Consider the following 25,602-nt stretch of genomic DNA (forward strand, 5'->3'; position numbering starts at 1 on the left):
CCCCGTCTGCTCCTGGAACGACGAGGGCATGTGGCCGCCGCTCAATGCGAGCGGATAAAGTCCGCGAAGGCTGATAGCGTGTTGCGCATCACCAGCTGGTTTTCCGGCTCAGCCAGGATGCCCTCCACTTCCGGCGGCTTCCTGCCAAGCAGGGCGATCTCCAGCACATCTTCGCAAAGCGCAAACGACATGGTGCGCATGATCTCGGCCAATGCGGCGCGGGCGAACAGCGAGCGCGGCGAGGCGTGCACCAGCATGGCCGGCTTGGCGACGGCGGCGTCGCGCGACACCAGCCAGTCGAGGGCGTTCTTCAGCCCGCCGGGCACGCCATGGGCATACTCCGGACAGGAGATGATGACGCCATCGGCTTGAGTGACGGCGTCGATCAGCGCGGAGGCTTCTTGCGGCGTCCGGTCGCCCTCATCGTCGGGATTGAAGATCGGCAGGCGGCCAAGCCGGTCATGGACGGTGACGCGACAGCCGGGCGGGGCGTTGCGCGCCAATGCCGAGACCAGTGCGGAATTGGTGGAGGCCGCCCGCAGGCTGCCGGAAATGGCTAGGATTTCGATCAAGGGAGAGCGGCCGGATACAGGTGAATCGTGACGCGAAAAACTACCACAAGGTCTTGCGGTAATCCTGGTCCAGCTCGCGGTCGATGCTGCCGGCAGTCTCGGCCAGCGCCAGCTGGTCGTGCAGGATCTGGCCGAGCGTCGGCAGCGTCGCGCGGTCGTACCAGGTTTCCGGCTTCCACAGATCCGAGCGCATGAAGGCCTTGGCGCAATGCATGTAGGCGGCCTTGACGGTGACCACGACGACGCTTTGCGGTTCCTTGCCGTCGACGGCGAGCCGTTCGCGCAAGGTCGCGTCGACGGTGATGCGGGCGTCGCCATTGACGCGCAGCGTCTCGTTCATGCCGGGGATGAGGAAGAGCAGGCCGACCGACGGATTAAGGAGGATGTTTTCCAGCGTGTCGAGCCGGTTGTTGCCGGGCCGGTCTGGAATGGCGATGGTTGTGTCGTCGAGCACGGCGGCGAAGCCTGGCCTGTCGCCCTTCGGCGTCACGTCGGCATTGCCGGCACCGTCGGACGAGCCAATCAGCACGAACGGGCTCTTGCCGATGAAGGAGCGGCAATGGCCGTCGAGCGCCTTCAATTCCTTGCGGATCGAGCCGTCGGTCGGGCGCGGCGTCTTGTAGATCGCCCGCAGCTCATCGCGCGTGGTGACGAATTCCATGCCCCTCTCCCCAGAGCGGTTCATCGTTCCACAAAAACGCAGAGCCGCTCTTTCTCTTTGTTTGGCACAATTCCGGACGGAAAACCGTTTCACACTTTTCCTGGAATTGCTCTATTTCCCGGCGCTCTCTTCCTTCCCGGTCTTGTCCTCGAGCGAATGGCGAAGGATCAGCGGCATCTGGCTGAAGGTGAACAGAAGCGTGATCGGCATGATGCCCCAAACCTTGAAGGTAACCCAGGCGTCGGTGGAAAAATTCCGCCACACCACCTCGTTGGCAAGGGCCAGGAACAGGAAGAACAAGCCCCAGCGGAAGGTCAGCTTCCTCCAGCCTTCGGCGTCGAGGCTGAAGGCGGAATCGAAGACATAGCCGAGCAGCGATCTGCCGAAATAGAGGCCGCCGAGCAGCACGCCGCCGAACAGGGTGTTCACGATGGTCGGCTTCATCTTGATGAAGATGTCGTCCTGCAGATAGAGCGTCAGCGCGCCGAATATGAAGACGACGACGCCCGACACCATCGGCATGATCGGCAAGGTGCGCATCAGCAGCCATGAGGCGATCAGCGCGATGGCCGTGGCGGCCATGAACAGGCCGGTGGCGACGAAGATCGGCCCGCCGAATTCGGCCAGGACGGGGAATTTCCGCACCAGCCATTCGCCGCGCGCATTGGCGAAGAAGAACACCATCAAAGGCCCCAGCTCCAGCACCAGCTTGAGCAGCGGATTGACGCCTTCCTTCTTCTCTTTTTGCGGGTCGGACGGATCGCGTTCGAGAATGGGTGGGTTCATGGAGTTTCTTTCTTGCGCATGATCTGATCCAAAAAGTCTGCAACTTTTTGGGATATGCTTGTTAAGCCACACCAGCGATCGCCCTGGCGAATTCGCTGGCTGAAAAAGGTTCGAGGTCGTCGACCTGTTCGCCGACGCCGATGAAATAGACCGGCAGTTTGTGCTTTGCCGCGATCGCCACCAGAATACCGCCACGCGCCGTGCCGTCCAGCTTGGTCATCACCAGGCCGTTGACGCCGGCGACATTGCGAAAGATCTCGACCTGGTTGAGCGCGTTCTGGCCGGTGGTGGCATCGACCGTCTGCAGCACCGTGTGCGGCGCTTCCGGGTCGAGCTTGCCCAGCACGCGGACGATCTTTTCGAGCTCGGCCATCAGCTCGGTCTTGTTCTGCAGGCGGCCGGCAGTGTCGATGATCAGCACGTCGGAGCCGGCTTCCCTGGCCTTCTCGAAGGCGTCATAGGCGAGGCCCGCGGCATCGGCGCCGATCTTGGAGGCAATGACCGGCGATTTCGTCCGCTCGCCCCAGATCTTCAATTGCTCGATCGCGGCGGCGCGGAAAGTGTCGCCCGCCGCAAGCATCACCGACAGGCCGCCATCGGTCAGTTTTGCCGCCAGCTTGCCGATGGTGGTGGTCTTGCCGGTGCCGTTGACGCCGACCACCAGAATGACATGCGGCTTGTGCGAGAGATCGAGCTCGAGCGGCATGGCGACGTGGGTCAGCACCTTTTCCACTTCGGCCGCCATGATGGCGCGCACTTCGGTGTCGGAGACATCCTTGCCGTAGCGGCTGGAAGCCAGCGCATCGGTGACGCGCAGCGCCGTTTCCATGCCGAGGTCGGCGCGGATCAGCACGTCCTCGAGGTCCTGCAGGGTCTCTTCGTCGAGCTTGCGCTTGGTGAAGACGCCGGCGATGTTGCCGGTGAGTTCGCGCGACGAACGGGCAAGCCCGTCCCTCATGCGCTGGAACCATGAACGCCTCGGTGCCGGTTCCGGCGCCTTCAGCGGTTCGGCTTTCTGCTCGACCTTTTTGGTGACGGTCACCTTGCCGGGGGCGGGAACGGGCTTTGGCCCAGGTGGCGGGGCGGCCTGCGGTTCGGGCGCGGGCTGTACCTCCCCCTCGATGGGGGTGCGCGGTGCCGGTGCAATCTCGATCTCCGGCGCGCTCTCGGCGCGCACCGGCTGCTGCTCGAACAGAGCCGGCTGGCGAATGGGTGGCGAGATTTCGACCGGCGGGATTTCGGGTGCCGGCGTTTCGACTGGAGCCTCGACCGGCGCTGGCGCGGGCTGTACCTCCCCCTCGATGGGGGTGCGGGGCGCCCGTGCAATCTCGATCTCCGGCGCGCTCTCGGCGCGCACCGGCTGCTGCTCGAACGGAGCCGGCTGGCGAATGGGTGGCGAGATTTCGGCCGGCGGGATTTCGGGTGCCGGCGTTTCGGCTGGAGCTTCGACCGGCGGTGCCGGCACTTCGACCGGCGCTGGCTCGGGCTGTCTCTCCGGTTGCGGCGGGACGACCTCCGGCCGCTTTGGCTCGGGAATTTCCTGCGGCTGCGGTGCAGGAACCGGCTCGGGCACCACAGGCGCGGGTGGGATTTCCTCGGGCGCAGGCTCCTCGGCGGGCGCTTCCGGTTCAACCGGCTGCGGCTCTTCGACCGGGGCAGGCTCGGGCTGGATTTCAGGTTCGGGCGGAACGATCGGTGCCGGCTCGGGCGCTGGTTCCTCGACAGGCCCCGGCTGCGACGGCACTTCCGGCTCGGCCGGCGGTGTCGGCACAATTTCCGCCTCGGGCTGCGGCTCGTCGCGCTTCAAAAATTCCGGAACAACCTGTTCGGCCGCCGGCTTCAACGCATCGAGCGCTTCCCATTTGATCGGCGGCAGCGGGGCGGTCTCGTCGACGCGCTCCTCGACCACTTCCTTCTTGCCGAACGAAAATATCTTCTTGAAAAAACCAGCCATGATTTGCGTTTCTCAGGCGGCGCGGGCGGCAAGGGGCGCCGCGATCAGCCGGGCGCCATCGTGGCCGGTGACATCGGCCTCGACGATCTCACCCGGCACGCCCGCGCCGAGTGCCGCAAGCGTGAACCCTTCGGTGCGACCAAGGCCGTCACGCTCGATCAGGATCGACTGACGCGTTCCGGAAAGCGACGACAGATGGCGCCGGTACGCAGCTTCGCCGGCGGCGCGCAACCGGGCGGCGCGCTGCTTGACCACCTCGCGGCGGACCTGCGGCATGCGCGCGGCGGGCGTGCCTTCGCGTGGGCTGAACGGAAAGACATGCAGATGCGTCAGCCCGCATTCCTCGACGATTTTTTCCGAGTTTTTGAACATGTCATCCGTTTCGGTCGGGAAGCCGGCAATGATGTCGGCACCGAAGACGATGCCGGGGCGCAGCTTGCGAACATCCTCGCAGAAGCGGATCGACTGATCGCGCAGATGCCGACGTTTCATGCGCTTCAGGATCATGTCGTCGCCCGACTGCAGCGACAGGTGCAGATGCGGCATCAGCCGCGGTTCGGTGGCGATGGCGTCGAGCAAGTCGTCGTCAGCCTCGATCGAATCGATCGACGACAGCCGCAGGCGCTTCACATCGGGCACCTGCTTGAGAATGGTTTTTACAAGTCTGCCAAGCTTGGGGGCGCCCGGCAGGTCGGCGCCAAAACTGGTCATGTCGACGCCGGTCAGCACGATCTCGGCATAGCCATTGCCGGCAAGCCGCTTGACCTGCTCGACCACGGCGCCCATCGGCACCGAGCGCGAATTGCCGCGGCCGTAGGGGATGATGCAGAAGGTGCAGCGGTGATCGCAGCCATTCTGCACCTGGACGAAGGCGCGCGCCCGGCCCTCGATGGCGTCGACCATGTGGCCGGCGGTCTCGCGCACCGAAAAGATGTCGTTGACGCGTGCCTTCTCGGTGTCGTTGACGCCGAAATCCGGCAGGGCGCGATAGGAGTTCGCCTTCAGCTTCTCCTCATTGCCAAGCACGAGATCGACCTCGTCCATGGCGGCGAAATTCTGCGGCTCGGTCTGCGCGGCGCAGCCGGTGACGATGATGCGCGCCTCAGGGTTGTCGCGGCGCGCCTTGCGGATCGCCTGCCTGGCCTGGCGCACCGCTTCGCCGGTGACGGCGCAGGTATTGAAGATCACGGCGCCGCCTTCAAGCGCGCCGAGGCCGGCGCTTTCCGCCTCGCGCCGCATCACCTCGGATTCATAGGTGTTCAGCCGGCAGCCGAAGGTGACGACATCGATACCCTTGGAGAGGGACGTCATCAGGCCGCGCTTTCGGTATCGCGGGCCCAGGTGCCGGTCGACGGATCGAAGCTGCCCGAAAATTCCCATTCGGCGGCACCGGTGAGGATGACGTGGTCGTCGCCGCGCCATTCGACATGCAGCGAGCCGCCGCCGGGGGTCAACAGGCTGACGCTGCGGCCGGTCCGGTTGGTGCGGGCCGCGGCGACCACCGATGCACATGCGGCCGAGCCGCAGGCCTTGGTCAGGCCGGCGCCGCGCTCCCAGGTGCGGATGACCATGGTGTCGGGCGAAGTGACCTGGGCAATGGTAATGTTGGCGCGCTCGGGAAACATCGGGTGGTTTTCGAGCAGCGGACCGAAGCGGTCGAGCTCATAGGACCAGACGTCGCGGTCGACCCAGAAGATGGCGTGCGGGTTGCCCATCGAGACGGCCGAGGGCGAGTGCAGCACCGGCGCGTCGATCGGGCCGATCTGCAGCTCGATCATGCGGGTGTCATGGAATTCCTCGGCCAGCGGGATGTCCTGCCAGCCGAAACGCGGCGTGCCCATGTCGACCGAGATCGACCCGTCGGCATGTTCGCGTGCGTTCAGGATGCCGGCCACGGTCTCGAAGGTGAAGGTCTTCTGGCCGGTCTCGGCGGCGAGCGCCTGGACGACACAGCGCATGCCGTTGCCGCAGGCCTGTGCCTTGGAGCCGTCGGAATTCAAGATGTCGATGAAAAAGGCGGTGCCCGGCGTCCTGGCGTCGTGGATCGCCATGATTTGGTCGAACCTGGTCGCGGCATCGGCGTTGAGCGCGATTGCCGCTGCCGCCGTCACCCGATCGGCACGGCTACGCATGTCGGCAACGATGATCTCGTTGCCGATGCCGTTCATCTTGGCGAAAGGGGCAGTGCTGGCCATTGCTCCGCGAATTCCGTGTCCGTTTGGCGCTATATGGCGGAAACGGGCGGGAATTACCAGTGCGCAGGCGGCTTAGAGACCGTTTCGAAATTCGCTCTGGCAGCCATATGATGATGGTTTCGAGAACCGGTGCACAGCGGACGTTTGGTCCGTGAGCACCGGAAGCGCAAAAAGACGCCTTCAGATAGCCGCCAGAGTAGAGTTTCCAAACGGTCTCTCACGTCACTGCGAAGATGCCGAGCACCACCAGCAGGAAGATGACCAGGACAATGCCGATGAGGATGCGCGCGCCGGTGGCGGCGGCACCTGCCAGCGCCGGCATGCCGAGCAGGCTCGCCGCCGCGGCGACGATCAGCAGAATGATGATCCATTTGATCATGGAGAGGCTCCCAGCCAAATTGCGTTGGGAAGCAACGCGTTTCAGCAATTTGGGTTCCTTGGTGAGCTGCCTGGCTAGATGGCTGGCACGTCCCAGACCTCGCCGGGCCGCAGGGCGCGAAAGCGTTCCTGCGGCAGGCCTTGCGCCTCCAGCGCCTCGGTCAATTTCCGGGCCGGCTCGTCGATCGGTTCGTCGGTGAGCTGGAAGGTGCCCCAGTGGCAGCCGGCGGCGAAGGCGGCCTTGCACAGTTGCATGCCATGTACGGCCTCCTCCGGATTCTGGTGCTGCGGCGCCATGAACCAGCGCGGCTCATAGGCGCCGATCGGCAGGATGGCGAAACGGAAGCCGCCATGCTTTTCAGCCATCAGCCGGTAGTTGATGCCATCGTGGAAGCCGGTGTCGCCGGCGAAATAGACCTTGCCACCCTGCGTTTCGATGACGAAGCCAGCCCACAGCGCCATGCGCCGGTCGCGGGCGCCGCGCGCCGACCAGTGGTGCACCGGCTCGACATGGACAGCAACGCCGTTGCCGACCTCGACCTTGTTGCCCCAGTCATGCGCCGACAGCCGCATCGCTGGAACCGCATCGCCAATCAGGACATCGTTGCCGAGCGGGGTGATCACCAGCGGGTCGTGGCTGGCCTTCAGCCGCTTCAGCGTGGCGAGGTCGAGATGGTCGTAATGGTTGTGGCTGACCAGAACAAGGTCGATCGGCGGCAGGTCGGCGAAGGCGATGCCCGGCGGGTTGATCCGTTTCGGCCCGGCAAAGGAGAGCGGCGAAGCACGCGGCGCCCAGACCGGATCGGTGAGGATGTTCAGGCCGGCCGTCTGGATCAGCAAGGTGGAATGGCCGACCATGGTCACGTTCAGCGCGGCGCCCTCGACCCGTATCGCCGGTTTTGCCTGCGGAAAGGGGCTTGGAGTGGTCGACGGCCATTTCGAGCGCTTGCCGCTCAACTGCCATTTCAGCAGGTCGGCGAAACGGCCAGGTGGCTGGCCGTCGGGATTGAAGAACAAGGTGCCGTCGAAATGATCGCTTGGCGGGCCGCTGTAGTAGGGATTGGCAGCTCTCTTTCTCGCGGCCAATTTTGCGGCTCCGGCAGGTTTCAGTTTCCAAGAGATAGGACCAATGCCGGTCGGCGCAAGCATTTGGAAGACCATAAGCTTGGCTTCCGGCTTGCCGAGTGCCCAGGAGCAACACGGCGTTGACCGGATCCCGGCGAGCCGGGCGGCCAGTGCCGTCGTGATTGCGATAAATTTGCAACAGATTTTGCTGCAAACCGTATTTTAACCATATCGGGTTGAAATTTCGCCACCTTCTCCATCTTGGTGGGGGTGAGATTGCGCGGACGGCGTCCCCCCAGCCGGATCCGACGGAGGTTGGAATGATTTTTTCGAAAAGTGGCCTGATGGCCGTATCGCTGGCGGCGCTCGTTGCGAGTGGCTGTTCGACCTCACGCTTCTCGTCGATGGATGACCAGCAGCCGGCGCCGTTGCAGCCGGCCCCGGCAGGCCAGGTGACCGCCAATCAGCTGCCGCCACCGGCAGCACCTGGCGCCACCGACCCCTCGCAATTCCCGACCGCACCGGCCAATACGCAGGTTGCATCCTTGCCGCCGGACGGGTCGGCGCCCGCCGGTGCCGCGGATCTGACCGCGGCCGCCGTTGCCGGTGTCTGGAACGCCAGCGTTTCCGGCCAGACCTGCAAGGTGGCGACGCCGCAGACCAAGTTCGGCGCCGGCTTCCGCGCCGGACCGCTGCACTGCCCGGCGCCGATCGACGGCATCAAGTCGTGGAACGTCGCCGGCAAGCAGTTGACGCTCTATGACGAAAATGGCGGCACGCTAGCGCGGCTCTATTCGTCGGGCGGCTCGAAATTCGACGGCCAGACTTCCAACGGCCAGGCGATTTCCCTTACAAGATAGGCTGACCTGCCCCTCATTTGTTTTTTACGCAATTCCGGATGGAAAACCGCTACACACTTTTCCTGGAATTGCTCCAGAACGACGTGACCGATGCATCTGCGTGACGGCCTCCAGACCCATGCGACCGTCAGGCAGCGCTATGACCATCTGGTGGAAACCGGCGCGATCGAACGCGATCCGGCGCAGGAACGGATCGCCGCCGCGCTCGACCGGCTGACCGACGAGATCTCGGCCAAGCGGCTGGCACACAAGTCCAGTGCGCTGGGCTGGCTGTTTGCCCGCAAGCGCGAGACGCATGAGCCCGTCAAGGGCCTCTACATCCATGGCGGCGTCGGCCGCGGCAAGACCATGCTGATGGACATGTTCTTCGAATTGCTGCCGGTGCGGCGCAAGCGCCGCGTCCACTTCAACGACTTCATGGCCGATGTGCAGGACCGTATCCAGAAGCACCGGCAGGCGCGCAAGGACGGTACGGTCAAGGAGGACGACCCGATCCCGCCGGTCGCCAAGGCGCTTGCCGAGCAGGCGTGGGTGCTGTGCTTCGACGAGTTCTCGGTCACCGACATTGCCGACGCGATGATCCTGTCGCGGCTCTTCTCGGCGCTGTTTGCCAGCGGCGTAGTGCTGGTCGCCACCTCGAACGTGGCGCCGGAAAATCTTTATGGCGACGGCCTGAACCGCCAGCTTTTCCTGCCGTTCATCGGCATTTTGGAGCGGCACGCGCAGGTGCTGTCACTTGACGCCGACAAGGACTACCGGCTGGAAAAGCTTGCCCGCACACCGGTCTACGTCACGCCGGCAGATGCGGCGGCCGACCATATGCTCGACGACGCCTGGCAGACCATGACGCGTGGCGTGCCGACAGCCGAGACCTCGCTGACCCTCAAGGGACGGCAAGTGGTCGTGCCGCGTGCTGCCGGCGATGCGGCGCGGTTTTCCTTCGCCGATCTCTGCGAAAAGCCGCTCGGCGCCCGCGATTTCCTGGCGATTGCCGGGCGCTTCTCGACCGTCTTCATCGATCACATCCCGGTGCTCGCCGAAGGCAAGCGCAACGAGGCCAAACGCTTCATCCTTTTGATCGACACGCTGTACGACCATCATGTGCGGCTGGTGGTCAGCGCCGAGGCTGCGCCGCCGCAGCTCTACGTGGCCAAGCGAGGCGTCGAGGTCTTCGAGTTCGAACGCACCGCATCACGCCTGATCGAGATGCAAAGCCGCGACTGGCTGGAGGATTGGGCGGAGCGGCGGAAGCCGAAGGCGCATCTATCCGAGGCGCAACAGGCGCAGGCCTAGATAGTCTTCAGGGTGTGCGAGGCGCTGCAGCTGCCAATCGAGATGTCCGGCAGGACAGAGGGGGCGCTGTCCCGCCGACGCCTATAATTCATACACATACATGACGAAGCTCTCCGCCGGCGCATGTGGCTCCCTGCGCGACTCATAAAGCGCGCGGGCAGCCACATTGTCCGGCTCGGTGCCGACCCAGGCCTGCTCGCAACCATGCTCTCTGCCGATCGCGAACATCGCGTCGAGCATTTTCCGCGCGATGCCCTGGCGCCGGAAGGCGGGCGATACGCCGACCTCGTCGATATAGAGTTCACTGACCTTGTCGGGATGGCGATGGACGACCGCGGCGCATTGCCCGACGACCAGGCCATCAGCGAGCGCCACGATCATGAAATGGCCGGGTTCACGGAGATAGGCTGGCAGCCGATCCGGCCTGACCGGCTCGTCGAAGACGTCCTCAGCGACCTGCATCACAAGGGCGTCATCGCCTGGGAATAGCCTTCTGATTTCCATCTTCACTGTTTAAATTCTCCCAAGTCAGCTCACAAACTTTGACGTTTACGTAAATCCCAATCTATCTAACCGATTGAAAACGCTAGCTCCGAAATAATCGTTTGAATTTATTTCGTGCTGGGGCTATTGGGTGCGGCGAATTCCGCGGTTTCCTCGCAGCATTCCGGCCTCTTCCTCGACGCCGTATGGCGCCGTCACTGACAAAGGGAAAACATCCTGACATGGCACGCAACAAGATAGCGCTCATCGGCTCTGGCATGATCGGCGGCACGCTCGCCCACATGATCGGCCTCAAGGATCTCGGCGACGTGGTGTTGTTCGATATCGCCGAGGGTATCCCGCAGGGCAAGGGGCTCGATATCGCGCAGTCGTCGCCGGTCGATGGCTTCGACAGCCGCCTCACCGGTATCAACGACTATGCGGGCATCGAGGGCGCGGACGTCTGCATCGTCACCGCCGGCGTGCCGCGCAAGCCTGGCATGAGCCGCGACGATTTGCTCGGCATCAATTTGAAGGTCATGGAGCAGGTCGGCGCCGGCCTGAAGAAATATGCGCCGAAGGCCTTCGTCATCTGCATCACCAACCCGCTCGACGCCATGGTCTGGGCCCTGCAGAAGTTCTCGGGCCTTCCGAACAGCCATGTCGTGGGCATGGCCGGCGTGCTCGACAGCGCGCGTTTCCGCTATTTCCTTGCCGAGGAGTTCAAGGTCTCGGTCGAGGACGTCACCGCTTTCGTGCTCGGTGGCCACGGCGATTCCATGGTGCCGATGATCCGCTATTCGACGGTTGCCGGCATTCCGCTGCCCGACCTCGTCAAGATGGGCTGGACCTCGAAGGAAAAGCTCGACCAGATCGTCCAGCGCACCCGCGACGGTGGCGCCGAGATCGTCGGCCTGCTCAAGACCGGCTCGGCCTATTACGCGCCGGCCGCTTCGGCGATCTCGATGGCGGAAGCCTATCTCAAGGACAAGAAGCGCGTGCTGCCGTGTGCCGCGCATCTCTCCGGCCAGTATGGCGTCAAGAACACCTATGTCGGCGTTCCCGTGGTGATCGGCGCCGGCGGTGTCGAGCGCATCATCGAGATCGACCTCAACAAGAGCGAGCAGAAGATGTTCGACAGTTCGGTGGCGACGGTGCAGGGCCTGACCGAGGCCTGCGTCAAGATCGCGCCGCATCTCGCCTCGAAGTGACCCCCCAGCAGTCGACCCGGAGATATCGAAGATGAACATCCATGAGTATCAGGGCAAGGCGCTGCTGAAGACGTTCGGCGCGCCGGTGGCCGAAGGCGTGCCGGTGTTCAAGGCGAGCGAGGCAGAAGCCGCGGCCAAGGCGCTGCCCGGCCCGCTCTATGTGGTGAAGAGCCAGATCCATGCCGGCGGCCGCGGCAAGGGCAAGTTCAAGGAACTCGGCCCCGACGCCAAGGGTGGCGTGCGCCTGGCGACGTCGGTGGCCGACGTGGTCACCAACGCCAACGAGATGCTTGGGCATACTCTGGTGACCAAGCAGACCGGCCCGGCCGGCAAGCAAGTGAACCGCCTCTATATCGAGGACGGCGCCGACATCGAGCGCGAGCTCTATCTGTCGATCCTGGTCGACCGTTCGGTCGGCCGCGTTGCCTTCGTCGTCTCAACCGAAGGCGGCATGGACATCGAGGCGGTCGCGCATGACACGCCGGAAAAGATCATCACCGTCGCCATCGACCCGGAAAAGGGCGTCACATCAGCCGATCTGAAGGCGCTCAACGGCGCGCTGAAGCTCGACGGCGACGCGGGCCGGGATGGCGATACGCTGTTCCCGATCCTCTACAAGGCCTTTGTCGAGAAGGACATGAGCCTGCTCGAGGTCAATCCGCTGATCGTCATGAAGAACGGCCGGCTGCGCGTGCTCGACGCCAAAGTGTCGTTCGACAACAACGCGCTGTTCCGTCATCCCGACGTGCTCGAACTGCGCGACACCACCGAAGAGGACGAGAAGGAAATCGAGGCGTCGAAATACGACCTCGCCTATGTCGCGCTCGACGGCAATATCGGCTGCATGGTCAACGGCGCCGGCCTCGCCATGGCGACGATGGACATCATCAAACTCTATGGCGCCGAACCCGCCAACTTCCTCGATGTCGGCGGTGGCGCATCGAAGGAGAAGGTGACGGCGGCGTTCAAGATCATAACCAAGGATCCGGCGGTCAAGGGTATCCTGATCAACATCTTCGGCGGCATCATGAAGTGCGACATCATCGCCGAGGGCGTGATTGCCGCGGTCAAGGAAGTCGGCCTGGAAGTGCCGCTGGTGGTGCGTCTGGAAGGCACCAATGCCGAGCTCGGCAAGAAGATCATCAACGACAGCGGCCTCAACGTGGTGTCAGCCGACGATCTCGACGACGCAGCCAAGAAGATCGTGGCGGCGGTGAAGGGCTGATCTGGTGCCTCCGCACAAGATAAACCTCATCGAGGCGGCGGATCAAAAGATCAAGAAGGTCTTCGATCCGCATATCGCCGGCGACGTCAACGAATCGCAGGTCAAGATCGCCAAGTTTGGCGATGTCTTCGACTGGCACGCGCATGAGAACGAGGATGAGGCCTTCCTGGTGCTGCGCGGCCGCATCGCCATCGATTTTCGCGATGGCACGGTGGAGCTTGCCAGCGGCGAGTTCATCGTCGTGCCGCGCGCCGTCGAGCATCGGCCGCGGTCGCTGAGCGAACAGCCTGTCGTGCTGATGTTCGAACCGGCGACGACGCTCAACACTGGCAACGCCAAGAGCGACCTCACCGTCGCCGATCTGAAGCGGCTCTGACCATGACCGCAGCCTCCTTTTCTTCGCTCTCGGCCGATCACCAGCGCCTGCAGGCGCTGGTCGGCACGTGGCGTGGCGAAGAACAGGTGGCGGCCACGCAATGGACCGATGCCGGCACAGCGACGGCCGAAGCGGTTGCCGTGGCTGAATTTGGCGGCCTGTTCGTAGTGCAGCGCTATCGCCAGCGCCGCGATGGCACGGTTTCGTTCGGCGCGCACAGCGTGTTCGGCTTCGACCAACAAACCAGTGCCGTAACCATGCATCAGTTCGATTCGATGGGCTTGGTGCCAGCGACACCGGCAACGGGCACGTGGGATGGCAATAGGCTGATGCTGCTCCGCTCATCGCCGCGCGGGTCGGCCCGGGTGACCTACGATTTCGACAGCAATGACCGCTACCGCATGCGGCTGGAGTTCCAGCCCGCCGGCGGCAATTCCTGGCAAGACATGGTGAGCGGCGTCTACAGCCGTGTCTCACCTTCCTCGATCAACGATTTCTAAGAAAAGGGCCACCATGTCCATTCTCGTCGACAAGAACACCAAGGTGCTGGTGCAGGGCCTGACCGGCAAGACCGGCACGTTCCACACCGAACAGGCGCTGGCCTATCACGGGACAAAAATGGTCGGCGGGATCCATCCCAAGAAGGGTGGCGAGACCTGGACCGGCTCGAAGGGCGAAAGCCTGCCGATCTTCGCCACCGTCGCCGAGGGCAAGGAAAAGACCGGCGCCAACGCGTCCGTCGTCTATGTGCCGCCGGCGGGTGCCGCCGAAGCCATCCTGGAAGCGATCGAGGCCGAGATCCCGCTGATCATCTGCATCACCGAAGGCATTCCGGTGATGGACATGATCAGGGTCAAGGCGCGGCTCGACCGTTCGACCTCGAGGCTGATCGGGCCGAACTGCCCGGGCGTGCTCACCCCCAACGAATGCAAGATCGGCATCATGCCGGGAAACATCTTCCGCAAGGGTTCGGTCGGCGTTGTTTCGCGCTCGGGAACGCTTACCTATGAGGCTGTGTTCCAGACCACCAATGTCGGCCTCGGCCAGACCACCGCCGTCGGCATTGGCGGCGACCCCGTCAAGGGCACCGAATTCATCGACGTGCTCGAGATGTTCCTCGCCGATGACGAGACCAAGTCGATCATCATGATCGGCGAGATCGGCGGTTCGGCCGAGGAAGACGCCGCGCAGTTCCTCAAGGACGAAGCCAAGCGTGGCCGCAAGAAGCCGATGGCCGGCTTCATCGCCGGGCGCACGGCGCCGGCCGGCCGCACCATGGGTCATGCGGGCGCGGTCATCTCCGGCGGCAAGGGCGGCGCCGAGGACAAGATCGCGGCGATGGAATCGGCCGGGATAAAAGTTTCGCCCTCGCCGGCTAGGCTCGGCACGACGCTGGTCGAGGCGATCAAGGGTTAAGTGAGTAGTGAATAGCGAATAGAGAAAACAGAGTAACGGCGCGACTCAGGGGAACCTGCTCGCTATTCGCTACTCCCTATTCGCTCTGACAAGGAGACGAAGCCAAGGCTTCGATAGAGACATGGCAAGACAAGATCAGGCCAACGACCAATTTTCGCTCACCTCATTCCTCTATGGCGGCAACGCCGACTATATCGACGCGCTCTACGCCGCCTATGAGGACGATCCAGCTTCGGTCAATCCCGAATGGCAGGAGTTCTTCGCCGGGCTGAAGGACGATTCAGGGGATGTGCGCAAGAATGCCAAGGGCGCCTCCTGGGCAAAGCCCTCCTGGCCGCTGCAGGCCAATGGCGAACTGGTGTCGGCGCTCGACGGCAACTGGGGCATCGTCGAGAAGCACATCGAAAAGAAGGTCAAGGACAAGGCCGTCGTCAACGGTGTCGCGCTTTCCGATGCCGACGTGCACCAGGCGACGCGCGATTCGGTGCGCGCCATCATGATGATCCGCGCCTACCGCATGCGCGGCCATCTGCACGCCAATCTCGATCCGCTCGGCATCGCCAAGCCGCTCGAGGACTACAATGAATTGTCGCCGGAGAATTACGGCTTCACGTCAGCCGACTACGACCGGCCGATCTTCCTCGACAATGTGCTCGGGCTCGAATTCGGCACCATACGGCAGATGCTGGAGATCCTGACGCGCACCTATTGCTCGACGCTCGGCGTCGAGTTCATGCATATTTCCGATCCTGAGGAAAAGGCCTGGATCCAGGCGCGCATCGAGGGTGCCGACAAGGAGATCACCTTCACCGCCACCGGCAAGAAGGCGATCCTGCAGAAGCTGGTCGAGGCCGAAGGCTTCGAGCAGTTCATCGACGTCAAGTACAAGGGCACCAAGCGCTTCGGCCTCGATGGCAGCGAAGCGCTGATCCCGGCGCTGGAGCAGATCGTCAAGCGCGGCGGCCAGCTCGGCATGAAGGAGATCGTGCTCGGCATGGCGCATCGCGGCCGGCTGAATGTGCTCTCCCAGGTGATGGCCAAGCCGCACCGCGCCATCTTCCACGAGTTCAAGGGCGGCTCGGCCGCACCCGACGAGGTCGAAGGTTCGGGCGACGTCAAGTACCATCTCGGCGCCTCGTCGGACCGCGAGTTCGACGGCAACAAGGTGCACCTGTCGCTGACCGCCAATCCCTCGCATCTGGAAATCGTCGACCCGGTGGTGATGGGCAAGGCGCGCGCCAAGCAGGACTACCTGTTCGGCCGCAGCCGCGAGGAGATCGTGCCTCTGGAAGAGCGCGCCAAGGTGCTGCCGCTGTTGCTGCACGGTGATGCGGCCTTCGCCGGCCAGGGCGTCATTGCCGAAATCCTCGGCCTGTCCGGCCTGCGCGGCCACCGCGTCGCCGGCACGCTGCATTTCATCATCAACAACCAGATCGGCTTCACCACCAATCCGCGTTTCTCGCGCTCGTCGCCCTATCCGTCTGACGTGGCCAAGATGATCGAGGCGCCGATCTTCCACGTCAATGGCGACGACCCGGAAGCGGTGGTCCATGCCACCAAGGTGGCGATCGAATTCCGGATGAAGTTCCACAAGCCCGTTGTGGTCGACATGTTCTGTTACCGCCGCTTCGGCCACAATGAGGGCGATGAGCCGGCCTTCACCCAGCCGATCATGTATCGCAACATCCGCACCCACCAGACGACGGTGCAGATCTATGCCGACCGGCTGATCGCTGAAGGTCACATCACCCAGGCCGAATTCGACCAGCTGAAGGCCGACTGGCGGGCACATCTGGAATCCGAGTGGGAGGTCGGCCAGCACTACAAGCCCAACAAGGCCGACTGGCTCGACGGCGCCTGGTCGGGCCTGCGCACCGCCGACAACCAGGACGAACAGCGGCGCGGCAAGACCGCCGTGCCGGTCAAGACGCTGAAGGAAATCGGCAAGAAGCTGACCGAGGTGCCGAAGGATTTCGAGGCGCACAAGACGATTATCCGCTTCCTCGAGAACCGCCGCCAGGCGATCGAATCCGGCGAAGGCATCGACTGGTCGACGGCCGAGGCGCTGGCCTTCGGCGCCATCCTGCTCGACGGCAATCCGATCCGCCTGTCGGGGCAGGATTCCGAGCGCGGCACCTTTTCGCAGCGCCATTCCGTGCTCTACGACCAGCGCGACGAGACCCGCTACATCCCGCTCAACAACCTGTCGGCGGCACAGGCCGGCTACGAAGTCATCAACTCGATGCTGTCGGAAGAGGCGGTGCTGGGCTTCGAATATGGCTACAGCCTGGCCGAGCCGAAGGCGCTGACTTTGTGGGAAGCGCAGTTCGGCGACTTCGCCAACGGCGCCCAGGTGGTGTTCGATCAGTTCATCTCCTCGGGCGAGCGCAAGTGGCTTAGAATGTCGGGCCTCGTGTGTCTCTTGCCGCATGGCTATGAAGGCCAGGGTCCGGAACATTCCTCGGCCCGGCTCGAGCGCTTCCTGCAGCTTTGCGCCGAAGACAACATGCAAGTGGCGAACTGCACGACGCCGGCCAACTACTTCCACATCCTGCGCCGGCAGCTGAAGCGGGACTTCCGCAAGCCGCTGATCCTGATGACGCCGAAGTCGCTGCTGCGCCACAAGCGGGCGGTGTCGACGCTGCCGGAAATTTCCGGCGAAAGCTCGTTCCACCGGCTGCTGTGGGACGATGCCCAGCTGCTGCCCAACCAGGCGATCAAGCTCACCAAGGATTCGAAGATCCGCCGTGTCGTGCTGTGCTCGGGCAAGGTCTATTACGACCTCTACGAGGAGCGCGAGAAGCGCGGTATCAACGACATCTATCTGCTGCGCGTCGAACAGCTCTATCCGTTCCCGGCCAAGGCGCTGATCACCGAGCTGTCGCGCTTCCGCAACGCCGAGATGGTGTGGTGCCAGGAGGAGCCCAAGAACATGGGCGCCTGGTCGTTCATCGATCCGTATCTGGAATGGGTGCTGGCGCATATCGACGCCAAGCATCAGCGGGTGCGCTACACCGGCCGCCCGGCGGCCGCCTCGCCGGCGACCGGACTGATGTCGAAGCACCTTGCCCAGCTCGCCGCCTTGCTCGAAGACGCGCTCGGTGAATAGAACAGATCCGGGCGAATAAAACAGAACCGAAAGAAACGGACAGGCACAATGGCTACCGAAATCCGCGTTCCCACTCTCGGCGAATCCGTCACCGAAGCGACCGTCGGCAAATGGTTCAAGAAGGTCGGCGACACCATCGCCGCCGATGAGCCACTGCTCGAGCTCGAGACCGACAAGGTGACGGTGGAGGTGCCTGCCGCCGCCGCCGGCACGCTGGGTGAGATCACCGTCAAGGAAGGTGAAACGGTCGGCGTCGGCGCGTTGCTGGGTTCGATTTCGGCGGGTGGCGGGGCCGCGGCTCCGGCGACCAAGCCACAGGCGGTGTCGCAGGCCTCGTCGCCGGATGCGGCATCGACCGGCAAGCAGGCGGCGGCCGAAACCGCCAAGATCGCCGGCGACGCCGGCGCGGTCGAGCCGCGCTCCATGCCGCCGGCGCCGGCTGCGGCAAAATTGATCGCCGAGAACAATCTGGCGGTCGATCAGGTCTCCGGCTCGGGCAAGCGCGGCCAGGTGCTGAAGGGCGACGTGCTCGACGTGATCTCCAAGGGCGCGCCGTCGCAGCCGGCCGAGACGCCGAAGGCAGCGCCGGCCCCGGCGCCGGTTGCGGTGCGGGCGCCGTCCTCGGGCGACGATGCATCGCGCGAGGAGCGCGTGCGCATGACCAAGCTGCGCCAGACCATCGCGCGCCGCCTCAAGGAAGCGCAGTCGACAGCCGCCATGCTGACCACTTTCAACGAGGTCGACATGAGCGCGGTGATGGCGCTGAGGACGAAGTACAAGGACGTGTTCGAGAAGAAGCATGGCGTGAAGCTCGGCTTCATGGGCTTCTTCACCAAGGCCGTCACCCACGCCTTGAAAGAAATCCCCTCGGTCAATGCCGAGATCGACGCCACCGACATCATCTTCAAGAACTATGCCCATATCGGCGTTGCCGTCGGCACCGAAAAGGGCCTCGTTGTGCCAGTCGTGCGCAATGCCGACCAGATGTCGATCGCCGAGATCGAAAAGGAAATCGGCCGGCTGGGCATCGCGGCGCGCGACGGCAAGCTGTCTGTTGCCGACATGCAGGGCGGCACGTTTACGATTTCCAACGGTGGCGTTTATGGGTCGCTGATGTCGACGCCGATCCTCAATGCGCCGCAGTCGGGCATTTTGGGCATGCACAAGATCCAGGACCGGCCGGTGGTGGTCGGCGGCCAGATCGTGATCCGGCCGATGATGTATCTGGCGCTCAGCTACGATCACCGCATCGTCGACGGCAAGGAAGCGGTGACCTTCTTGGTGCGCGTCAAGGAAAGCCTGGAGGATCCGGAGCGGCTGGTTCTCGACCTGTGATCGGAGCTGATCCGCAATGAGCGGCTGGGTGGAGCAGTTAGGGTTCAGGCTGGGCCGTGCGCTACGGATTTTACGGCGTGAGCCTTGGACCTCTATGTCCACGCCGGCGGTGGTGTCGGCCGAATGGGATCCGGCGCAGGCGAGCAGCAATCTCGGCCTCTTCGACCTGAGCGAAGCGCAAATGGCGGAGCGTGAGATAACCGTCACGGTGATCGGCGAGCTGGATTTGCCGACAGGCGAAATTATCGCCTGCGATCCGCTGATTACCGGAACCGGCTGGCCAGCGTTAAGCCGCAAGGTCAAACCAGGGCACTACCCTGTTTCGTTGCTTGAGGCACAAGGCGGCGTTGCCGCAGCAGTCCTGCGTTTCCGGCCCGGCAGGCCGTTTCGCTGGGAACTGGCAACCTTGCCCGATCAGGATGCATCGACCCTGAAAGGCGACGAGGTATTCGGCTATCCCGTCGATGCCGGTCTTGGTTCGTTCATGGACAAGATGGCACTGGCGTTGATGTCTGCGCAGCAGGACAAGCTTGAAGCCGGGCAGAATTACTATGACGACGTGCTGGCAGCCGAGTTTGCGCCCAACCAGGATCGGTTCGTGATGCATCACCCCGTTGCCGGCAATCCCCCCAACATTGCGATGTTCTCGAGCGGCTGGGGTGATGGAATCTATCCATCGTTCTGGGGACTCAGCGCCGCTGGCGAGCCGCTCCTCCTGATGACCGATTTTGGAGTGCTTGAAAACGCCGATGGCCGCAAGAGCCGTTAGGTCGCCGCGATGCAAAGCCCGTTGCCGTCCGCAATCGCATGCCTAGCCGGGTCTCTGGCAGCTTTGTTCACTGGCTTGGGCGCGACCGCCGCCTGCCCGATCGAGCTTGCCGTCTATGGCGAGGCCCAGAGCGGTAGCGAGATCGATTTTACCCCGACCGGCGGCTCGGCGACCGTCACCAATTCGTTCCGGATGATCCTCGACAACAATGTGGTGCTGAATGGCATCGTCATGTGGAACGAGGGCGTGTCGCGGCCGAACGGCGCGCTGATGTACAAATGCCCGGAGGGCGACGTCACCGGCGAGGAGCTTGCCGCCTGCACGTCCTGGCACGGTGTCGTCTACACGTCGGATGACAAGGGCAGCATCGGGCTGCTGCCAGCCGAAGGTGTCGACGCGCCGAAGACGCTGATCCTGCCGGATCTTGGATCGTGGTTGCGTCAGTCGACGGCCTATGGCGGCAGCGGATTTTCGAAAGTGCCGTGGGATGTGTTTGCCTTGAAGGGATGCCAGGAATGAGCGGGAAGGTGCTGCTGGTCACCGGCGGCAGCCGCGGCATCGGTGCCGCGATCTGCCGGCTCGGCTCGAAGTCCGGCTACCGCGTCGCGGTCAACTACGCTGCGAATCAGGACGCCGCCGATGTGCTGGTCGCCGAGATCAAGGCCGCCGGCGGCGAAGCCTTTGCCGTCAAGGGCGATGTCGGCGTTGAGGCCGATATTGTTGCCATGTTCGACGCCGTCGATCGCGCCTATGGCCGGCTCGATGCCTTGGTCAACAATGCCGGCATCGTCGACGTCAAGGCGCGCGTCGACGAGATGGACGTTTCGCGTCTGGAGCGCATGATGCGCATCAATGTCGTGGGTTCCTTTGTCTGCGCCCGCGAGGCGGTCAAGCGCATGTCGACCCGCCATGGCGGCAAGGGCGGATCGATCGTCAACATCTCGTCGGCCGCAGCGACATTGGGTTCGCCAGGCGAATATGTCGACTACGCCGCTTCCAAGGGTGCCATCGACACGTTCACCATCGGGCTCGCCCGCGAGGTGGCGATGGAAGGCATCCGCGTCAATGCGGTGCGGCCGGGCATCATCGACACGGACATCCATGCCTCCGGCGGACAGCCGGACCGGGTGGAGCGGTTCCGGGATATGCTGCCGATGAAAAGAGCCGGCACGGCTGATGAAGTCGCCGGCGCGGTTCTCTATCTTCTATCCGACGCGGCGTCCTATACGACGGGCGCCATCCTGAATGTAAGCGGCGGCCGCTGAGCCCCAGTGAAGAAGGACAGTATCATGGCTTATGACGTCGTTATCATCGGATCGGGACCGGGCGGCTATGTCTGCGCCATCAAGGCGGCGCAGCTCGGACTGAAGACGGCGGTGGTCGAGAAGAACGCGACCTTCGGGGGCACCTGCCTCAACATCGGCTGCATCCCGTCCAAGGCGCTGCTCTACGCCTCCGAGATGTTCGCCGAGGCCGGCCATTCCTTCGATACGCTCGGCGTCGAGGTATCAGCGCCGAAATTGAACCTGAAGAAGATGATGGCGCACAAGGATGCGACGGTGTCGTCGAACGTCAACGGCGTCGCCTTCCTGTTCAAGAAGAACAAGATCGATAGCTTTCGCGGCACGGGCAAGGTGATCGCTGCCGGCAAGCTGTCGGTGACCGGCGAAGACGGCAAGGTCGAGGAGATCGAGACCAAAAACATCGTCATCGCCACCGGCTCGGACGTTGCCGGCATTCCCGGCGTCAAGGTCGACATCGACGAGAAGGTCATCGTGTCGTCGACCGGCGCGCTGTCGCTGGAGAAAGTGCCTGGCCATCTGGTGGTGGTCGGCGGGGGTGTCATCGGCCTTGAGCTCGGCTCTGTCTGGGCGCGGCTCGGCGCCAAGGTTACCGTCGTCGAATTCCTCGACACCATCCTCGGCGGCATGGATGGCGAGGTCTCCAAACAGTTCCAGCGGCTGCTGTCGAAACAGGGTTTCGAGTTCAAGCTTGGTGCCAAGGTCACCGGCGTCGCCAAGGCCAGGAAGGGCGCGACCGTCACCTTCGAGCCGGTCAAGGGCGGCGCCGCCGAGACCATCGAGGCGGACGCGGTGCTGATCGCCACCGGACGCCGCGCCTATGCCGACAGTCTCGGGCTGAAGGAGGCCGGCGTCGAGGTCGACGAGCGCGGCCGGGTCAAGACCGATGGCCATCTCAAGACCAACGTGCCCGGCATCTACGCCATCGGCGATGTCATCGCCGGGCCGATGCTGGCGCACAAGGCCGAGGACGAGGGCGTGGCGGTGGCGGAAACCATTGCCGGCCAGGCCGGCCACGTGAACTATGACGTCATTCCGAGCGTCGTCTACACCAGCCCGGAAATCGCCTCGGTCGGCAAGACAGAGGAAGAGCTGAAGAAGGCCGGCATCGAGTACAAGGCGGGAAAGTTCCCATTCAGCGCCAATGGCCGGGCACGCGCCATGCTGCACACCGACGGCTTCGTCAAGATCCTCGCCGACAAGGCGAGCGACCGGGTGCTCGGCGTCCACATTGTCGGCTTCGGCGCCGGCGAGATGATCCACGAGGCGGCGGTGCTGATGGAATTCGGCGGTTCCTCGGAAGATCTCGCCCGCACCTGCCACGCGCATCCGACGATGTCGGAGGCGGTCAAGGAGGCGGCGCTGGCGACCTTCTTCAAGCCGATCCACATCTAAAGGGCTTTCAGGCGACCTCCTGTCAAAAGCAAAACGGCCCGCTGAAAAGCGGGCCGTTCGTATTTGATATCGAGCCGATCAGTTGGCCGGTGCGGCAGGAGCCGGTGCGGGCGCTGGGGCCGGCGCGGGTGCAGGTGCCGGTTCTGCAGGGGCAGGCGCTGCCGGAGCGGGTGCAGCCGGAGCGGGTTCGGCTGGCTTCATCGGTTCTGCAGGAGCCGGGGCAGGCGCCGGTGTGCTGGCCGCTGGCGCTTCGGCGGGTGCCGGATGCTCACCGCCGCTTCTTCCGAAAACATAATACGCGACAACCGCCAGAATAACGACGACCAGCGCAATCAGCCAGGTGCTACCGCCGCCGCCGCGTGGCGGTGGGGGGGTGGTGGCTGAATTGAACGGATCGTTTGGATTCGGTGTGTTCGCCATAAAAGTGTCCTCCGTGGATGAAAAATATCAATCAACACGACTCAACGCGCAATCGTTGAACAGGTTTCACGCTAGGGTTGGAAAACGCCAAAAACAAGGGCAATCCGCTCTTTCCGGGCCGGGGAGTGGCGGCGATTCGCCACGCGACGCGGCGTGTCTGTGTTGGCTATGGTCGGTTCAGAGGATTTTGCCGTGACAAACCCCACAGCGCAGATTGTCCCGAATCCCAACGAGGCTCTTGCCGGAGCCCAATTCGCCGACCGCTACGTGCTGATCACCGAAGGTCTTGCGTTGACCGCAATCAACGCGGCCGAGCGCGCCTTGGGGCGGACACCTTTATGGGTCGGCAGGCTCATGGCGCTGCGCAACTTTGCCGTCCGGCCATTTCGACTGAAGACGGGCCTGGAACCTGCAGTGTTGCCGGACGGCAGGATCGGGATATTTCCGCTCATCAGCCAGGTTCCAGGCAAGGTCGTCCTTGGACTGGACGACCGGCATCTCGATTTCCGCGTCCTGGTCGAAGTCAGGGAGCTTGGCATGGGCCGGCAGGAGGTGGCTGCGTCGACGGTCGTCAAAACGCACAATTGGCTCGGACGGGCCTATCTCGCGATCGTCAAGCCGTTTCACCGGATCATCGTTCCGGCGATGCTGGCTCAGATCTTGATCAAGTAAAAGCTAAAGGCCCATGGCGGTGACGGTATAACCGGCCTTGCGGAAATCCTCGACCAGGCCTTCGGGGCCGGGAAGGTGGAGGGCGCCGACCGCCATGAACGCATTGCCCCTGGCAAGGATCGGCTCGGCATGCTCGACCATCACCTTGTTGCGGCTGGTGATCATGGTTTCCTCGAACGCCGCATAACCCGCGGGGTCGTCCTGCTGGTCCGGCATGGCCGCACGGAACAGCGGCCAGAACATGCCGGTGTCGCCGCGCTGGTAGAGAACGATCATGGTTTCGTTGATGTCGTTGACCTTGTCGCCCAGCTTCAGCGTGTCGACCAGGCCCTTCATGTGAAAGGCGATCGGCAGCGAGGCCATGGCGCGCAGCTGGCTGGCAGCCGTTTCCAGGCCTTCCACCGGCTTTCCAGCGGCCTTGGCACCCTCCGCCAGCTTGACGTCGAGCACCGGGGCGCCGCCGGACTGGCGGGCCAGTTCGCAAGCCGGGAGCGCCATCATGGCCGAGAGCATCCACGGCTTCATCTTGGCAACGGTTGCCGGCGGGATGCCGCGCGCGTCAAGTGCGGCATTCATGGCCGCCGCATCGTTCGGCGACAGCAAAGACGACAGCGTCGTAGAGTCGGTGAACATCATCAGGTCCGGCTCCTTGAGCATCGCCGCCATCATCTGCTGCTTGTCGAGCACGTCGGTGGTTTCGATGACGATGGTGGCGGCGGCGTCATAGGCCTTCTGCGCGGCCGACGGCAGCGTGGTGACGCGCGGGTCGGTCATGTGCATGGTGCCAAACAGAAAGGACGGCTCTTCGCCCGGCTTTTCCAGCTTCCACAGCAGGCCCTTGCCGTTGGGCGTTGCAGCGGCTTCCGCTTCGATCTTCCGATAGATAGCCGGATCGCTCGTCTGCAAGGCGGACAGCATGTCGGCGCCGGTGCAGGTCGGGATTTCGGCATGCGCCCGGCCGGCGGCAAACAGCAAGACGGCGAGGAACGACAGGAAAAACAGGACATTGAGCGCTACAAGCAGCTTCAGCGATATGGAAGCTGCCCGGTCGGCGATGGCGATCACGCGTTTCATGACACCGTTCCTAGACGCAAAAAGCGGCGAAACGGTTAACCGACACTGGAAAATTGAAGCTTCATGCCCTCGGATGCGCCGATTCGTAGATTTCGAGCAGCCTCGCGGTGTCGACGCCGGTGTAGATCTGCGTCGTCGACAGGCTGGCGTGGCCGAGCAGCTCCTGGATGGTGCGCAGGTCGCCACCGCGGCCGAGCAGATGCGTGGCGAAGGAATGGCGCAGCGCATGCGGCGTCGCGGTATCGGGCAGGTTGAGCGCCGAGCGTAGTTTGGCCATGTCGCGCTGGACGATGGCCGGGTTGAGCGGGCCGCCGCGCGCGCCGCGAAACAACAGGCCCTTCGGGTCGAGGTGATAGGGACACAGCCGGCGGTATTCGGCGATCGCCCGCAGCGCCACCGGCAGCACCGGCACCAGCCGCGTCTTGCCGCCCTTGCCGGTGACGCGCAGCACCGTGTCGGTCGCCAATGCCAGATCGGCACCGGCGAGGCCGAGCGCCTCGGAAATGCGCAGGCCGGAGCCGTAGAGCAGCGTCAGCACGGCGGCATTGCGGGCCGCGATCCACGGCTCTTCCGCCAGTTGGCCTTCGACCGAAACGATATGCTTTGCATCGCTCGCCGTCAGTGGCTTGGGCAGCGATTTGGGCTGGCGCGGAGCGCGTAGCGCGGCAGCACCCGCCGCGTTGACGAGGCCGCGCCGTTCGAGGAACCGCAGCAGCGAACGGATGCCGGCCAGCCCACGGCCGAGCGTGCGGGCGCCGGCGCCGGCGTTGCGGCGGGCGGCGAGGAAGCCGCGCAGATCGGCCGGGCGCAGAGTGGCGATGTCCGAGATGCCGGGCGAGCCGCCACAATGGCCGGTGAGGAAATGCAGGAACTGGCGCGTGTCGCGCTCATAGGCTTCGACGGTTTCAGGTGACAGCCTGCGTTCACGCGCCAGCATCTTCAGCCAGCTTTCACGCGCCGCCTGGAGATCGGGTTTTGCCGGGATGAGGAATTCCTGCATGGCGTGCTTCCAATCTTTCATGCATGTCGTTGTCCCCAAAACCGGAGGCACT

Annotated in this window: 25 protein-coding genes; 14 read left to right on the plus strand and 11 right to left on the minus strand. The window is 63.8% G+C overall.

Annotated elements, in window-relative coordinates:
- Positions 1 to 41: 41 nt before the first annotated feature.
- The 8 genes from AC1RZR_RS06145 to AC1RZR_RS06180 all read right to left on the minus strand — a co-directional run bounded on the left by AC1RZR_RS06145 (position 42) and on the right by AC1RZR_RS06180 (position 7,632).
- A complete protein-coding gene (locus AC1RZR_RS06145) occupies positions 42 to 572 on the minus strand; it encodes an NADPH-dependent FMN reductase (RefSeq protein ID WP_477268882.1) in 531 nt (176 codons plus the stop codon).
- A 40-nt stretch (positions 573 to 612) separates the two neighbouring features.
- A complete protein-coding gene (locus AC1RZR_RS06150; RefSeq protein ID WP_481827972.1) occupies positions 613 to 1,233 on the minus strand; it encodes a pyridoxamine 5'-phosphate oxidase family protein in 621 nt (206 codons plus the stop codon).
- A 111-nt stretch (positions 1,234 to 1,344) separates the two neighbouring features.
- Positions 1,345 to 2,019 carry a septation protein A gene (locus AC1RZR_RS06155; protein ID WP_477268884.1) on the minus strand — a complete coding sequence of 225 codons (675 nt, stop codon included), beginning with the start codon at positions 2,017 to 2,019 and terminating at the stop codon, positions 1,345 to 1,347.
- Positions 2,020 to 2,080: 61 nt separating this feature from the next.
- Positions 2,081 to 3,973, minus strand: coding sequence for a signal recognition particle-docking protein FtsY (gene ftsY, locus AC1RZR_RS06160; RefSeq protein WP_477268885.1), 1,893 nt, complete (start codon positions 3,971 to 3,973; stop codon positions 2,081 to 2,083).
- 12 nt (positions 3,974 to 3,985) lie between these two features.
- The gene (gene mtaB / locus AC1RZR_RS06165; protein ID WP_477268886.1) at positions 3,986 to 5,284 is read right to left on the minus strand and encodes a tRNA (N(6)-L-threonylcarbamoyladenosine(37)-C(2))-methylthiotransferase MtaB; all 1,299 of its coding nucleotides are present in this window, start codon (positions 5,282 to 5,284) and stop codon (positions 3,986 to 3,988) included.
- Positions 5,284 to 6,168: a diaminopimelate epimerase gene (gene dapF, locus AC1RZR_RS06170; protein ID WP_481827973.1), complete on the minus strand. Its 885-nt coding sequence runs from the start codon at positions 6,166 to 6,168 to the stop codon at positions 5,284 to 5,286. The genes mtaB and dapF overlap by 1 nt, the downstream gene beginning before the upstream one ends.
- A 217-nt stretch (positions 6,169 to 6,385) precedes the next feature.
- Entirely contained in the window at positions 6,386 to 6,547 is a 162-nt protein-coding gene (locus AC1RZR_RS06175) for a DUF1328 family protein (protein WP_010912345.1), read from the minus strand.
- A 74-nt stretch (positions 6,548 to 6,621) separates the two neighbouring features.
- Entirely contained in the window at positions 6,622 to 7,632 is a 1,011-nt protein-coding gene (locus tag AC1RZR_RS06180; protein WP_481827974.1) for an MBL fold metallo-hydrolase, read from the minus strand.
- Positions 7,633 to 7,931: 299 nt separating this feature from the next.
- On the opposite strand from AC1RZR_RS06180, the gene AC1RZR_RS06185 reads away from it, so the two are divergent.
- Entirely contained in the window at positions 7,932 to 8,471 is a 540-nt protein-coding gene (locus AC1RZR_RS06185; protein ID WP_477268888.1) for an AprI/Inh family metalloprotease inhibitor, read from the plus strand.
- A 90-nt stretch (positions 8,472 to 8,561) separates the two neighbouring features.
- Positions 8,562 to 9,764, plus strand: coding sequence for a cell division protein ZapE (zapE, locus tag AC1RZR_RS06190; protein WP_481827975.1), 1,203 nt, complete (start codon positions 8,562 to 8,564; stop codon positions 9,762 to 9,764).
- Between the two features lie 81 nt (positions 9,765 to 9,845).
- On the opposite strand, the gene AC1RZR_RS06195 is transcribed toward zapE, so the two are convergent.
- Positions 9,846 to 10,268 (minus strand): GNAT family N-acetyltransferase, encoded by a 423-nt coding sequence (locus AC1RZR_RS06195; RefSeq protein WP_481829028.1) that lies wholly within the window; start codon positions 10,266 to 10,268, stop codon positions 9,846 to 9,848.
- Between the two features lie 221 nt (positions 10,269 to 10,489).
- Between AC1RZR_RS06195 and mdh the strand changes: the two genes are divergently transcribed.
- The 12 genes from mdh to AC1RZR_RS06255 all read left to right on the plus strand — a co-directional run bounded on the left by mdh (position 10,490) and on the right by AC1RZR_RS06255 (position 23,476).
- On the plus strand, positions 10,490 to 11,458 hold the full coding sequence (mdh, locus tag AC1RZR_RS06200) for a malate dehydrogenase (RefSeq protein ID WP_379094521.1): 969 nt from the start codon (positions 10,490 to 10,492) through the stop codon (positions 11,456 to 11,458).
- A gap of 31 nt (positions 11,459 to 11,489) precedes the next feature.
- A complete protein-coding gene (gene sucC / locus AC1RZR_RS06205; RefSeq protein ID WP_481827976.1) occupies positions 11,490 to 12,683 on the plus strand; it encodes an ADP-forming succinate--CoA ligase subunit beta in 1,194 nt (397 codons plus the stop codon).
- A 4-nt stretch (positions 12,684 to 12,687) separates the two neighbouring features.
- Positions 12,688 to 13,059, plus strand: a complete 372-nt coding sequence (locus AC1RZR_RS06210; RefSeq protein ID WP_379094525.1) for a cupin domain-containing protein — start codon at positions 12,688 to 12,690, stop codon at positions 13,057 to 13,059.
- Between the two features lie 2 nt (positions 13,060 to 13,061).
- A complete protein-coding gene (locus AC1RZR_RS06215) occupies positions 13,062 to 13,559 on the plus strand; it encodes a DUF1579 family protein (RefSeq protein WP_477268892.1) in 498 nt (165 codons plus the stop codon).
- A 13-nt stretch (positions 13,560 to 13,572) separates the two neighbouring features.
- Positions 13,573 to 14,475 (plus strand): succinate--CoA ligase subunit alpha, encoded by a 903-nt coding sequence (sucD, locus tag AC1RZR_RS06220; protein ID WP_136622138.1) that lies wholly within the window; start codon positions 13,573 to 13,575, stop codon positions 14,473 to 14,475.
- A 121-nt stretch (positions 14,476 to 14,596) separates the two neighbouring features.
- Positions 14,597 to 17,584 carry a 2-oxoglutarate dehydrogenase E1 component gene (locus AC1RZR_RS06225; RefSeq protein ID WP_477268894.1) on the plus strand — a complete coding sequence of 996 codons (2,988 nt, stop codon included), beginning with the start codon at positions 14,597 to 14,599 and terminating at the stop codon, positions 17,582 to 17,584.
- Positions 17,585 to 17,632: 48 nt separating this feature from the next.
- Positions 17,633 to 18,919, plus strand: a complete 1,287-nt coding sequence (gene odhB / locus AC1RZR_RS06230; RefSeq protein ID WP_481827977.1) for a 2-oxoglutarate dehydrogenase complex dihydrolipoyllysine-residue succinyltransferase — start codon at positions 17,633 to 17,635, stop codon at positions 18,917 to 18,919.
- A 16-nt stretch (positions 18,920 to 18,935) separates the two neighbouring features.
- Positions 18,936 to 19,688: a DUF4241 domain-containing protein gene (locus AC1RZR_RS06235; protein WP_481827978.1), complete on the plus strand. Its 753-nt coding sequence runs from the start codon at positions 18,936 to 18,938 to the stop codon at positions 19,686 to 19,688.
- 9 nt (positions 19,689 to 19,697) lie between these two features.
- Positions 19,698 to 20,207 (plus strand): hypothetical protein, encoded by a 510-nt coding sequence (locus AC1RZR_RS06240; protein WP_481827979.1) that lies wholly within the window; start codon positions 19,698 to 19,700, stop codon positions 20,205 to 20,207.
- Positions 20,204 to 20,953, plus strand: coding sequence for an SDR family oxidoreductase (locus AC1RZR_RS06245; RefSeq protein ID WP_481827980.1), 750 nt, complete (start codon positions 20,204 to 20,206; stop codon positions 20,951 to 20,953). The genes AC1RZR_RS06240 and AC1RZR_RS06245 overlap by 4 nt, the downstream gene beginning before the upstream one ends.
- 24 nt (positions 20,954 to 20,977) lie before the next feature.
- Positions 20,978 to 22,384, plus strand: a complete 1,407-nt coding sequence (gene lpdA / locus AC1RZR_RS06250) for a dihydrolipoyl dehydrogenase (RefSeq protein WP_481827981.1) — start codon at positions 20,978 to 20,980, stop codon at positions 22,382 to 22,384.
- Between the two features lie 687 nt (positions 22,385 to 23,071).
- Positions 23,072 to 23,476 (plus strand): DUF2867 domain-containing protein, encoded by a 405-nt coding sequence (locus AC1RZR_RS06255; protein WP_481827982.1) that lies wholly within the window; start codon positions 23,072 to 23,074, stop codon positions 23,474 to 23,476.
- Positions 23,477 to 23,479: 3 nt separating this feature from the next.
- Here AC1RZR_RS06255 and AC1RZR_RS06260 read toward each other — a convergent pair whose 3' ends face one another.
- Positions 23,480 to 24,550 (minus strand): TraB/GumN family protein, encoded by a 1,071-nt coding sequence (locus tag AC1RZR_RS06260; protein ID WP_481827983.1) that lies wholly within the window; start codon positions 24,548 to 24,550, stop codon positions 23,480 to 23,482.
- Between the two features lie 61 nt (positions 24,551 to 24,611).
- Entirely contained in the window at positions 24,612 to 25,550 is a 939-nt protein-coding gene (locus AC1RZR_RS06265; protein ID WP_477269824.1) for a tyrosine recombinase XerC, read from the minus strand.
- Positions 25,551 to 25,602: the final 52 nt, after the last annotated feature.

The organism is Mesorhizobium bavaricum, from assembly GCF_056781655.1.